The sequence below is a fragment of the Streptomyces albus subsp. albus genome, assembly GCF_000725885.1.
In the GTDB taxonomy this organism is placed as follows: Bacteria; Actinomycetota; Actinomycetes; order Streptomycetales; family Streptomycetaceae; genus Streptomyces; species Streptomyces albus.
On record NZ_JODR01000008.1, the window covers coordinates 148,039 to 160,168 of the forward strand.

Annotated in this window: 10 protein-coding genes; 6 read left to right on the forward strand and 4 right to left on the reverse strand. The window is 73.5% G+C overall.

Annotated features, from left to right (window positions below; translation table 11 throughout):
- The first annotated feature begins 16 nt into the window (after positions 1–16).
- The 4 genes from IO40_RS0110105 (at position 17) to IO40_RS0110120 (ending at position 3,607) form a co-directional block, all read left to right on the forward strand.
- Positions 17–1,165, forward strand: a complete 1,149-nt coding sequence (locus IO40_RS0110105) for an ABC transporter ATP-binding protein (protein ID WP_016469902.1) — start codon at positions 17–19, stop codon at positions 1,163–1,165.
- A 163-nt stretch (positions 1,166–1,328) separates the two neighbouring features.
- Complete coding sequence (locus IO40_RS0110110; RefSeq protein ID WP_016469903.1) at positions 1,329–2,003, forward strand: trimeric intracellular cation channel family protein; 675 nt, start codon at positions 1,329–1,331, stop codon at positions 2,001–2,003.
- 75 nt (positions 2,004–2,078) lie between these two features.
- Positions 2,079–2,939, forward strand: a complete 861-nt coding sequence (locus IO40_RS0110115; protein ID WP_031175287.1) for a thioesterase family protein — start codon at positions 2,079–2,081, stop codon at positions 2,937–2,939.
- Positions 2,940–3,148: 209 nt separating this feature from the next.
- Positions 3,149–3,607: an NUDIX domain-containing protein gene (locus IO40_RS0110120; protein ID WP_016469905.1), complete on the forward strand. Its 459-nt coding sequence runs from the start codon at positions 3,149–3,151 to the stop codon at positions 3,605–3,607.
- On the opposite strand, the gene IO40_RS33395 is transcribed toward IO40_RS0110120, so the two are convergent.
- On the reverse strand, positions 3,594–5,135 hold the full coding sequence (locus IO40_RS33395) for a pentapeptide repeat-containing protein (protein WP_041968441.1): 1,542 nt from the start codon (positions 5,133–5,135) through the stop codon (positions 3,594–3,596). The two genes, IO40_RS0110120 and IO40_RS33395, sit on opposite strands and share 14 nt — an antisense overlap.
- Positions 5,136–5,268: 133 nt before the next feature.
- On the opposite strand from IO40_RS33395, the gene IO40_RS0110130 reads away from it, so the two are divergent.
- On the forward strand, positions 5,269–6,456 hold the full coding sequence (locus tag IO40_RS0110130) for a cysteine desulfurase family protein (RefSeq protein WP_031175289.1): 1,188 nt from the start codon (positions 5,269–5,271) through the stop codon (positions 6,454–6,456).
- A 135-nt stretch (positions 6,457–6,591) separates the two neighbouring features.
- On the opposite strand, the gene IO40_RS38705 is transcribed toward IO40_RS0110130, so the two are convergent.
- Positions 6,592–7,329, reverse strand: a complete 738-nt coding sequence (locus IO40_RS38705; protein ID WP_030408230.1) for an N-acetylmuramoyl-L-alanine amidase — start codon at positions 7,327–7,329, stop codon at positions 6,592–6,594.
- An 865-nt stretch (positions 7,330–8,194) separates the two neighbouring features.
- Between IO40_RS38705 and mnmA the strand changes: the two genes are divergently transcribed.
- On the forward strand, positions 8,195–9,337 hold the full coding sequence (gene mnmA / locus IO40_RS0110140; protein ID WP_016469909.1) for a tRNA 2-thiouridine(34) synthase MnmA: 1,143 nt from the start codon (positions 8,195–8,197) through the stop codon (positions 9,335–9,337).
- 13 nt (positions 9,338–9,350) lie between these two features.
- On the opposite strand, the gene IO40_RS0110145 is transcribed toward mnmA, so the two are convergent.
- Entirely contained in the window at positions 9,351–9,875 is a 525-nt protein-coding gene (locus IO40_RS0110145; RefSeq protein WP_030408232.1) for an LOG family protein, read from the reverse strand.
- A gap of 431 nt (positions 9,876–10,306) precedes the next feature.
- Positions 10,307–11,980 carry a glycine/sarcosine N-methyltransferase gene (locus IO40_RS0110150; protein WP_439144754.1) on the reverse strand — a complete coding sequence of 558 codons (1,674 nt, stop codon included), beginning with the start codon at positions 11,978–11,980 and terminating at the stop codon, positions 10,307–10,309.
- Between the last annotated feature and the right edge of the window lie 150 nt (positions 11,981–12,130).

The following is a 12,130-nucleotide window of genomic DNA, read 5'->3' on the forward strand; positions in this document are numbered from 1 at the left end:
TGAGGACGACGAGCCGATGACGAACCCCGCCAAGTCCCCGGCCGGGGGCTCCGAGCCGGCGGCCGGCGCCGAGCAGCCGGCCGGCGCCGCGGAGTCCGGAGCCCTGGGCACGCTCACCGAGCCGCGTGAGGGCGAGCCGCTGCTGAAGGTCAGCGGTCTCAAGAAGCACTTCCCGATCACCAAGGGCCTCTTCAAGCGGCGGGTCGGGGCCGTGCTCGCGGTCGACGGCCTCGACTTCGAGGTCAGGGCCGGCGAGACGCTCGGCGTGGTGGGGGAGTCCGGCTGCGGCAAGTCCACCATGGGCCGGCTGATCACCCGGCTCCTCGAACCGACCGACGGGAAGATCGAGTTCGAGGGCAAGGACATCACGCACCTGGGCGTGGGCGGGATGCGCCCGCTGCGCCGCGATGTGCAGATGATCTTCCAGGACCCGTACTCGTCGCTGAACCCCCGGCACACCGTCGGCGCCATCGTCAGCGCACCGTTCAAGCTCCAGGGCGTGGTGCCCGACGGCGGTGTCAAGAAGGAGGTCCAGCGGCTGCTCCAGGTGGTCGGGCTCAGCCCCGAGCACTACAACCGCTATCCGCACGAGTTCTCCGGCGGCCAGCGCCAGCGCATCGGCATCGCCCGCGCGCTCGCCCTCAACCCCAAGCTGGTGGTCGCCGACGAGCCGGTGTCCGCGCTGGACGTCTCGATCCAGGCGCAGGTCGTCAACCTGCTGGACGACCTCCAGGCGGAGCTGGGCCTCACCTACGTGATCATCGCCCACGACCTGTCCGTCATCCGGCACGTCTCGGACCGGATCGCGGTGATGTACCTGGGCAAGGTGGTCGAGCTGACCGACCGGCAGTCCCTGTACGACCGGCCCATGCACCCCTACACCCGGGCCCTGCTGTCCGCGGTGCCGGTGCCGGACCCGCGGCGCAAGTCGGCGGGAGGCCGCGAGCGCATCCTGCTCCAGGGCGATGTGCCCTCGCCGATGAACCCGCCGTCGGGCTGCCGGTTCCACACCCGCTGCTGGAAGGCGACGGAGGTGTGCCGGACGAAGGAGCCGCCGCTGGTTCCGCTGGCCACCGGCCACCAGGTGGCCTGCCACCACCCGGAGAACGCCCCCGACCAGGAGCCCGGCGACACCAAGCTCCTCAAGGACCTGAAGACGAAGTGATCCGCAGCGGCCCCGCCTGCCCCACGGGCCCGGATTCCCGTGGGGCGGGCGGAGCCGGGAGGGCCGGCGCCGCGCGGGTCCTGCGGCCCGGCGCCGGGGTCCGGCCGCCGCTCCGGGACCGGGGCGGGGAACGGCGCACCGGGCGGGGCGGTACAAAGGGGCCGTGGACACCGTTTTCAGCCCCCCGCTCCAGCACTGGCTGGACATCGTCGGCATCTTCGTCTTCGCCATCTCGGGCGCGCTGCTGGCCGTACGCCGCAATTTCGACGTGTTCGGCATGGCCGTGCTGGCGGAGGTCACCGGGCTGGGCGGCGGGCTGTTCCGGGACGTGGTCATCGGCGCGGTGCCCCCGGCGGCCTTCACCGACCTGGGCTATTTCCTCACCCCGCTGGTGGCGACCGTTCTCGTCTTCTTCCTCCACCCCGAGGTGGAGCGGATCAACAAGGCGGTGAGCGTCTTCGACGCGGCGGGCCTGGGCCTCTTCTGCGTCACGGGCACCCTCAAGGGCCATGAGTTCGGGCTGGGGCTGACCTCCTCGGTGGTGATGGGCCTGGCGACCGCGGCGGGCGGCGGCGTGCTGCGGGACGTGCTGGCCAACGAGGTGCCGTCGCTGCTGCGCTGGGACCGGGAGATCTACGCGGTGCCCGCGATCGTGGGCTCCAGCGCGGTGGCGCTGCTCATCCACCTCGACGCCGTGCGGCCCGTCACGGCGGTGGGCGCCGCACTGCTCGCTTTCGGGCTGCGTCTGCTGGCGCTGCGCTACAACTTGCGAGCTCCGCGCGCCTGGAAGCGCAGCAGCGCCACGGTGGACGCGGAGAGCGGCGGGGCCACGGGCTGAGGGGCCCGGCCGCGCGGGGAGGGCGGTCCACCGGGGAGCTACCCACCGGTAACAAATTCGGTGTACGGTGCCCTCATGTCCGACGCTCCCTCTCAGGTCACCGCACCGCCGGCACCGGCCGCCCCCGGCGACAGCGAGTTCGACCGCGACACCACGGTCCGCACCCGCGAGGCTGGTGTCCACGAGGTCCGGCTCTCGCCCGGCTGGGCGATAGGCAAGGCCCTCAACGGCGGCTACCTGCTGGCCGTCCTCGGCCGGGCCCTGCGCCAGGCCCTCCCGCACCCCGACCCCTTCACCATCACGGCCCACTACCTGACCGCCACCGTCGCCGGACCCGCCACCATCCGCACCGACGTGGCCCGCAGCGGCCGTACCGTCTCCACCGCCTCGGCCGGGCTCTTCCAGAAGGACGCCGACGGCACCGAGGCCGAGCGCATCCGCGTCCTGGCCACCTACGGCGACCTCGACGCGCTCAGCGACGACGTGCGCACCAGCGCCCGGCCGCCCGCCATGCCTCCGCGCGAACAGTGCTTCAGCGCCACCGACCACCCCGGCGGCGACGCGGCCGTACCCGAGATGGGACACCGGCTCGATTTGCGGCTCGACCCCGAGACCTGCGGCTGGGCCCTGGGCGCGCCCAGCCTCCGCGGCGAGATGCGGGCCTGGCTCGCCCTCGCCGACGGCCGGGACCCCGACCCGCTCTCCCTCCTGATGGCGGTGGACGCCCTCCCGCCCACCGGCTTCGACCTCGGCCTGACCGGCTGGGTGCCCACCGTCGAACTCACCGTCCACGTCCGCGCCCGCCCGGCCCCCGGCCCGCTGCGGGTCGCCATCACCACCCGCAACCTGGCCGGCGGCTTCCTGGAGGAGGACGCGGAGATCTGGGACTCCGCGGACCGCCTCGTCGCCCAGTCCCGCCAGCTCGCCCGCGCCTGACCGGCCCGCCCCGGTCACGGCACCCCGCCCCCGTCCCCACGCGGCCGGGGGCGCTGTCATGAGCGGCCCGGGCCCGGCCGGACGCCCGGTGCCGTACCGCCCCCACGGAGCCGCCCCTCCGGCCGGACCCGTCCCGCCGTGCCGGGCGCCCCGCCGGGTACCGTGGTCCGATTCCGTGGTCGCCGCGCCGGTCCCAGGGAGGGCGGACGATGAGACAACTGGTGGCCCGCACCTGGCGGGCCCTGCACGGGCCGCTGCAATGGCGCCTGCTGTGGGTCGCCAACGCCAAGTTCATGGTCGGCGTCACCGGCGTGGTGCGGGACGAGGACGGCCGGGTCCTGCTGCTCCGCCACCGGCTGTGGCCCGAGGACCGGTGCTGGGGGCTGCCGACCGGATTCGCCCTCAAGGGTGAGGAGTTCACCCGTACCGTCGTACGGGAGGTCCGCGAGGAGACCGGCCTCGACGTACGCTGCGGCCCGCTCGTCCGCCTGCGCAGCGGCTACCGGCTCCGTCTGGAGGTGGCCTACGAAGCCGTCTGCGTCGGCGGCACCCTGCGCCTCGACCCCATGGAGATACTCGAAGCCCGCTGGTGCACCCCCGACGCCCTCCCCGCCGGCCTCCAGCCCTCCCACCGCGAACTCATCCTCGGCCCGGTCAGCCCCGCTTGAGCCGGGCGCGGACAGCGAGCACCGCGAGGCCCAGCAGCGCGGGTTCCGTCAGCCGGGCCGCCTTCTCGATCCAGCCGCCGGCGCGCGTCAGCTGCGTTCCGCCCGAGCGGAAGACGACCGAGTTGAGGACCACGTCCACCGCCTTGCCGGCCCGCTCGGCGGTGAAGCGCTCCGTGAGGGGGCTCTCCAGCGTGGGCGGCCGGCTGCCCGTCAGACGGGAGTCCGCGGGGTAGGGGCGCGCGGGCGTGTCCGGCAGCCCGAACGCCGTCAGCGCCACCGCCGTCACCAGCATCGTCGCGGCCAGCCAGACCAGGGCGCGGGACGCGCGCAGCCCGTAGCCGGAGACGGCCCAGTAGACGGTGAGCAGCCAGCGTTCGGCGTGCCGCCGGCCACGGCTGTAGCGGCGCATCTCCATCTCGCCGTAGTAGAAGTCCGCGGCCCCCGGCTCGTCCTTGGCGTCCTCCCGCGCCTTGCGCAACTGCCGGTAGGTCGTCGTCAAAGTGGCCAGGCCCGGAACGGTCTCGGGGGAGGGCGGCGCGTCCCCCCAGTCGTGCCGGGAGGCCGGCCGCCGGCGGATCGCCCGCCACTGCCGTTCCTCCTCGATGACCTGCCGCTTCGTGCACCAGTACGGCCTGCCCCGGTGCCAGCGCACCCCGCTGGGTGCCTGGCCCAGGTCCCAGCGTCCCTCCAGCCGCAGCTGGTCGAGGTGGTGGGTGCCCGCGAACAGACACCGGCGCAGGTCCACGTCGGACAGCAGCAGCATCGAGGCGTCCACCCCGCGCAGCGAGAGCACCGCGACGGTGACCGGCCGCGCCGGCTCCGCCTCGCCGGGCAGCGCCCAGTCCCGGCTCGTCCCCACCGCGCTCGGCTGCTGGAAGTGCGCCCCCGCCAGGCCCAGTTCGGCGTACCGGAGCTGGAAGGAGGCCGGCCCCTCGAAGCGGGCATCGGCGCACAGCACCCGGTGCGCCGCGATCCGCAGCCGCGCCGCCCCCTCGAAGGCGGCACCGGTCAGGTCCACGGTGTCCGTGCACAGGAGCGGCCCGACGAAGACCGGCGCCGCGAACACGGCCTGCCGCATCCCGAGCACCCCCTCCACGCGGGCGCCGTCCAGCCACACCTCCGCGGCGAACCGCACGCGGTCGAAGGACACCTCGCGCCCCGCACGGAACGACGCCCCCGCGAAACGGGCCCGCCCCTCGAAGACCGCCCCCGCGAAGGACACCGGCATCCCGGTCTCCGTGAAGCGGGCCTCGGAGAAGTCGGCGTTCCCGAAGCGCGGGCCCCCGCCCTCCGCCGGCCGCAGCCGGTCGCACACCTCGGCCAGCAGCTCACCGGTGACCGGCGTCCCCCGCAGATCCACGTCCGCCCCCGGACCCAGCCCGCCGAGCCACGCGTCCCGCTCCTGGGAGGACAGATGCGCCGCGCACCGCTGTGCGCCGACACGTATCCCCCGGCAGCCGACCGGGTCGGTGCCCGAAGCCCCCGTGCCGCAGTGCTGCCACCCCTGCGGCGGTGTCGTCTCGTCCATGGGCAGATCCCATCAGGACAGCCGCGCCCCGGACAGCCCCGTGCGCCGGCATACGTCCCGGCCCGCCCCCGGTGCGTTCCCGCTCCCACGCGCCGGTCGTGCGCCCCGGGGCGGACCGTAGAATCGGGGAATCATGGCTGACACCGCCCACCCCGCCTATCTCGACCACGCCGCCACCACGCCCATGTGGCCCGAAGCGGTGCGGACGATGACCGAACAGTTCGCGGTCGTCGGCAACGCCTCCTCGCTGCACGGCGCGGGGCGGCGGGCGCGGCGCACCGTCGAGGAAGCCCGCGAATCGCTGGCCGCCTCCCTCGGCGCCCGCCCCAGCGAGGTCGTCTTCACCGGCGGCGGCACCGAGGCGGACAACCTCGCCGTCAAGGGGCTGTACTGGGCCCGCCGCGACCAGGACCCGCGGCGCACCCGGGTGCTGGCCAGCCCCGTGGAGCACCACGCCGTGCTCGACGCCGTCGAATGGCTGGCCGAGCACGAGGGCGCGCGGCTGGAGTGGCTGCCCGTCGACCGGTACGGACGCGTCCACCCCGAAGCGCTGCGCGAGGCGATCGATCGGGACCCCTCCGACGTCGCGGTGGCCACCGTCATGTGGGCCAACAACGAGATCGGCACCGTCACCGACATCCGCGAACTCGCCGACGTGGCCGCGGAGTACGGCGTACCGCTGCACTCCGACGCCGTCCAGGCATGCGGACAGCTCGACATCTCCTTCGCCGACTCCGGCCTGGCCGCCATGGCCGTCACCGGGCACAAGATCGGCGGCCCCTACGGAGTCGGCGCCCTGCTGCTGCGCCGCGACCAGACCCCCGTGCCCCTGCTGCACGGCGGCGGCCAGGAGCGGCAGGTGCGCTCCGGCACCCTCGACACCCCCGCCATCGCCGCGTTCGCGACGGCCGCGCACGTGGCCACCGAGCGGCGCGAGGACTTCGTACGCGAGGTCGGGGCGCTCCGGGACGCGTTGATCACCGCCGTCCGGGACGCCGTACCCGACGCCGTCCTCAACGGCGACCCCGACCCGGCCCGCCGGCTGGCGGCCAACGCCCACTTCTCCTTCCCCGGCTGCGAGGGCGACTCCCTGCTGCTCCTCCTGGACGCGCAGGGCATCGCCTGCTCCACCGGGTCCGCCTGCACGGCCGGTGTCGCCCAGCCCAGCCATGTGCTGCTCGCCACCGGCACCGACCCGGACCTGGCCCGCGGCACGCTCCGCTTCTCCCTCGGCCACACCTCCACCAAGGCGGATGTGGAGGCGCTGGCCGAAGCGATCGGCCCCGTCGTGGAGCGGGCCCGCAGCGCGGGCCTCAGCTAGCGTCCGCCCCCGGGGCCGGGGCCGGGGGCCGTACGTCCACAGGCCGGCGCCTGTTCGTCGTCCCCCGGGCCCGGCGGCCGGCCAGGACGGGCGGGGCGGGTGCCCACACGGGCGGGGCCGTCTTCCGGCCCCGGCTCAGTGGTCCCCGGACGTGCTCTCCGTCTTCAGCTGCGCGCGCACCAAGCGGAGGTACTTGTCCCAGTCCCAGTGGCGGCCCGGATCGGTGTGGTCCGCGCCCGGGACCTCGTTGTGGCCGATGATGTGCTTGCGGTCGGCGGGGAAGCCGTAGCGGTCGCAGATCCCCGCTGTCAGCTTGGCCGACGAGCGGTACATCTCCTCCGTGAAGTCCTGCGGACGGTCGATCCAGCCCTCGTGCTCGATGCCGATGCTGCGCTCGTTGTACTCCCGGTTCGCCGCGTGGAAGGCCACGTCCAGCTCGCGGATCATCTGGATGATCTGCCCGTCCCGGCAGACGATGTAATGGGCGGCGGCCCGGTGCGCCGGGTCCCGGAAGACCTTCACCGCAGACGCGGCGCTGCCCTGGGTCACATGGATGATGACCCGGTCTATCCGGAAGTCCGAGGGGCGGTCCCCGCGGCGCATGTTGCCGTCGGCGGCGGCCACCCAGCGCGCACGGGCGTCGTCCACCTGCCCGGCCACCCGGGGCTTCTCGTTCCCCGGCACCTGCCACCACCACCGCTGCAGCTCCTGCTTGGTGGCCAGCCCCAGCACCCCCAGCCCCACGGCGGCCGTCCCGGCGAGCAGCACCCGCCGCCGGCCGATGCCCCGCCGCCCCTCCCCGAGAGGGTCCCCCGGCCCCAGCCCCCCGGGCCCGCCACCCGACTCCGGCGGCCCGTCACCACTCGCACCCAACCCGCTCTCCCTCCCTCCGGACCCGCCGCCCACCGCGCCGGTTCCGCTGTCCCTCCCGCCGGGGCTGTCGCCTGTCGCGCGGGTTCCGCTGTGTCTCCGGTCGGGGCTGTCGCCTGTCGCGCCGGAGCCGTTGTCCCCCCGGTCGGGGCCGTCGCCTGTGATGTCGGCCCTGCTGTCTCTCCCGTCGGGGCTGTCGCCCGTGGCGCCGGTCCCGCTGTCTCTGCCGTCGGGGTCGCCGGAGCCGCCGCCCGCCGCTCCGGAGGTGGTGCCCGGCTCCCCGGGATCGCCGTCACGCGCTCGGGAGCCGTCCGGGACGGCCGGCCCGGAGCGTCTGCCGTGGGTGCCCGTCCGCCCCGGGCCGGTGCCGGGCGGGGCGTGCGGGCCCGGTGGGGCGTCGGGGCCGGCGGAGCCGTCGGCGGGGGAGTCCGCGCCGTGGGCCGGTATGTGCGTGTCCGGACGTATCCCGCCGCCCGTGCCCTCCGCAGCGCGAGCAGCGCCCGCAGCACCGCCGGGGGAGCCGGGGCCCGGCCCGCCGTGCGCGGTGCCGGTTTCCCGTCCCGAGGGAGCGTCGTCGCCGGCGGGGGTCGAGGCGTCGGCGGCGGAGCGGCCCCGTCCCCGCCGGGCTCGGTCGCGCAGCGCCCGCAGGCCGCGGCTGCCGACGCCGCCCGCGCCGGCGTGACGGCGGCCTCGTGCCGGAGCGCGCCCGGTGCTGTCGCCGGACGTGGACGGGGCGTGCCGCTCCCCGCCGTGGCCGGGCGAGGGGGTCTCCCCGGGCCCGCCGTTCCGTCCTTCGTCAGCCGCCTGTCCCATGTGCTCCCCAACGCGTTCGGGCCACCAGGTGGTTCCGTCTACCCTGGAGGGCGCTATGACTACTGCATCCTCGCGGGGGACAGCCTCCGCGCGCCCGCTGCGTGTGCTGGCCGCCATGTCCGGCGGTGTCGATTCCGCCGTCGCGGCGGCCCGTGCCGTCGAGGCCGGGCACGACGTGACGGGCGTGCATCTGGCTCTGTCAGCCAACCCTAAGTCGTTCCGGACGGGTGCGCGCGGCTGCTGCACCGTCGAGGACTCCAACGACGCGCGCCGGGCCGCCGACGTGATCGGGATCCCCTTCTACGTCTGGGACCTGGCGGAACGGTTCCGTGAGGACGTCGTGGAGGACTTCGTCGCGGAGTACCAGGCGGGACGTACGCCGAATCCGTGCCTGCGCTGCAACGAGAAGATCAAGTTCGCCGCACTCCTCGACAAGGCCCTCGCACTGGGGTTCGACGCGGTCTGCACCGGCCACTACGCCACCGTTGTGACGCGCGAGGACGGCAGCCGCGAACTGCACCGTGCGAGTGACGCGGCCAAGGACCAGAGCTATGTCCTCGGCGTACTGGACGAGCGGCAGCTCGCGCACGCCATGTTCCCGCTCGGCGACACCCTCACCACCAAGGACGAGATCCGCGCGGAGGCGGAGCGGCGTGGTCTGTCCGTCGCCCGCAAGCCCGACAGCCACGACATCTGCTTCATCGCCGACGGCGACACCCAGGGCTTCCTCGCCTCCCGGCTGGGCCGCGCCGAGGGCGACATCGTGGACGAGTCCGGCGCCAAGCTGGGCACCCACGAGGGCGCGTACGGGTTCACGATCGGCCAGCGCAAGGGGCTGCGTCTGGGGCACCCGGCGCCGGACGGCAAGCCGCGCTACGTGCTGGACATCTCCCCGGTCGACAACACCGTCACGGTGGGCCCCGCCGCGTCCTTGAACGTGACGGCGCTCACCGCCGTGCGTCCGCGCTGGTGCGGCGAGCCGCCCGCCGGCGGCCCCCGCCCCTACACGGCGCAGCTGCGGGCCCACGGCGCCGAGACGCCCGTCGAGGCGGAGCTGGTCGACGGCGAGCTGCGGGTCCGGTTCGCCTCTCCGGAGCGCGGGGTGGCCCCCGGCCAGGCGATCGTGCTGTACGACGGCACCCGGGTGGTGGGCTCCGCCACCATCGACCGGACCGAGCGCGCGGTCCCGGCCGCGTGACCGCGCGCGGCTCTCAGGCCCCCAGCAGTTCCAGGGCCTGGGGGCCGTCGTCGGCGAAGGTCACCAGATCGGCCAGCGGGACGGGCAGGAAGCCCTCGGCCTCCATCCGGGCCATCTGCTGGCGCAGACCGTCGTAGAACCCGGCGGTGTTGAGCACCACGACGGGCTTGGTGTGCATGCCGTGCTTGCGCAGTTCGAGGATCTCGGTGGCCTCGTCCAGGGTGCCGGTGCCGCCGACCATGACGACGACGGCGTCGGCCCGGTCGAGCAGCATCGCCTTGCGCTCGGCGAGGTCGGCGGTGACGACCATCTCGTCCGCGTTCGGCCTCGCCACGTCGCGCAGGAACTCCACGGAGATGCCGATGAGCCGCCCGCCGGCGCTCTGCACCCCGTCGGCGACGACCTTCATCAGCCCGGAGTCCGAGCCGCCCCACACCAGGCTGTGGCCGCGCTTGCCGATCAGCTCGGCGAACTCGCGGGCTGCGTCGGTGTAGACGCTGTCCAGTTCGGCGGCGGAGCAGAAGACGCAGATGTTCATGGGGGAGGGCGCGGCGGAGCCGGGTGCGGAAGAGGTCATGACGGACAGCCTAGAACCGCCCCCGCGCGTCCGGCACCGGGCCCGTCCCCGTACCGGACACCTGCCCGGGGCGGGCCCGTCTCCGGCCTTTCTCCCGCCCGGGACGGCGAACACGTGGACCGGCTCTCGCACCCGGGACGGCGAACGCGCGGACCGGTCCGCGCACCCGGGGCGGCGCATGCGCGGACTCGTCTCCGCCCCTCCGGCGGCGAAGCGCACGAGCCCGCAGTCAGACCCCGCAGTCACACCCCGCCGCCACACCCCGGCGGCGCCGTGCGCGGGCCCGTCTCCTCCCCTCCGCGGGAAGCAGACGGGCCCTGTGCGTGCGGGCGGGAGGACCCGCCGCTGTCCGCGGGGCCTTCCGGGCCGGGGACCCGGTCATCAGGTCCGGGTCAGCCCTTGGTCAGGGTGAAACGGAAGATGCCCCAGGTGAGCCGGCGCTGTTCGCCGCCGTCGACCCAGTGGCCGAGGCCCTTCTTCATCTGTGTGAGGTAGTCCGAGCTGACCTTGGCCGCGAGCCCCTCGGCCTCCTGCCGTTCGGTCTCCTCCAGCACCCGCCCGTAGTGGGTGACCAGTTGTTCGCGCAGGTCCTCGAAGCCGCCGGCGACGCCCTCGTGCTCGGTGGGGACGAAGCCGAGCCGGGTCAGCTCCCGGGTGTAGAAGCCGGGCGAGCCCATGTCGTCGAGGTGGATGCGGTCGAGGATGGGCCGGATGCCCTTCAGATCGGTGCCGTCGGCGGCCATCGGGTCGGTGAAGACGAGCCGGCCGCCCGGTTTGAGGACGCGCCGGATCTCCTCCAGCACGCGGATGCGGTTGCCGCTGTGCAAGAACGCGTCCTGGGACCAGACGACGTCGACGCTGGAGTCGGCGAAGGGCACGGCTTCGAACGAGCCGTCCACGACCTCGATACGGTCGGTCAGACCGCGCTGCGCGTTGAGCTGCCGGTGCCGCTCGTTCTCCACCTCGCTGAGGTTGAGGGCCTGCACGGTGCAGCCGTAGGTCCCGGCCAGATAGCGTGCCGAGCCGCCGAACCCGGAGCCGAGGTCGAGCACCCGGGAGCGTTCGGTCAGCCCGAGCCCGGCTGCCATCCGCTCGACGGTGCGCCGGGAGGCATCCGCAATCGGCTCCGCGGGGTGCGCGTAGATGCCGACGTGAATGTCCTCGCCGCCCCACACCGAGGAATAAAAGGCGTCGGCGTCGGGGGAGTTGTAGTAACTCCGCGCCGTATTCACGGCTCCGCCGTAACTGCCTTCCTCCTCTTCCTCCATTCGGTATTCCTTCTCCGCGACATGCACGAAGAAGTCGGGTTGCTCGTCCCTGTAGGTGTGCTGGAAGTCGCCGTACGTCTCGATGCGCTGGAATCCGACCTCGGACATGAGGCGCCGCGTGTAGTCCTTGCGGAGCGGGAACATGTTGAGGTGGTAGACCGAGTCGTCCGGGAACCGGTACCGCATGCGACACAGGCCCTCGTCCACGTATTCCGGCTCGACCGCGACGTCCTCGCCGCAGTAGTAGTACGTGTGCTTGCTGGAATAGCCCCGGTCGAGGATCGCGTCGTAGTTGCGCTGATCCAGGATGAGGATTCCGTCGTGTTTCAGCATCGCGTAGAACTCGGCGAGTGCTTTGCGCCTGTCCCGTTCCGAGAACAGATGCGTGAAGGAGTTGCCGAGGCACACGATGGCGTCGTACTCACCGTGGACGTCGCGGTTCAGCCAGCGCCAGTCCGCCTGGACGACCCGCAGGATGTGGTCGCCGTGTTTCATTCCGTTCTCGAAGGCCATGGCGAGCATGTCGGCGCTGCCGTCCGCGCTCACCGTCTCGAATCCGGCCTCCAGCAGCCGCACCGAATGGAATCCGGTCCCCGTCGCGACGTCGAGGACGCTCCTTACTCCCCGCTTTCTCAGCAGGTCGATGAAGAAATTCCCCTCGCTCTCCGCCCGCTTCTCCCAGTCTATGAGCGAGTCCCACTTCTCGACGAAGCTGGGTACGTATTCCTCGGTGTAGTGCCCGGTCTCCCGGACCTCGACGGGGTTGTCTCCGAATTCCTGAGCCGGTCGCGCGGAAATGACGAAACCTCCAGTTGAAGAGACGGTGGCCCATGGCGCGGTCGCCGAGGACGCACCAGGCTTGGGCTCGGTGAACCGCGCGTGGTCTCCGGTGCATAGCTATCCACCGCCCGGAGATCTATGCCACCAACTCGCCCGGGTGCCCGTTCG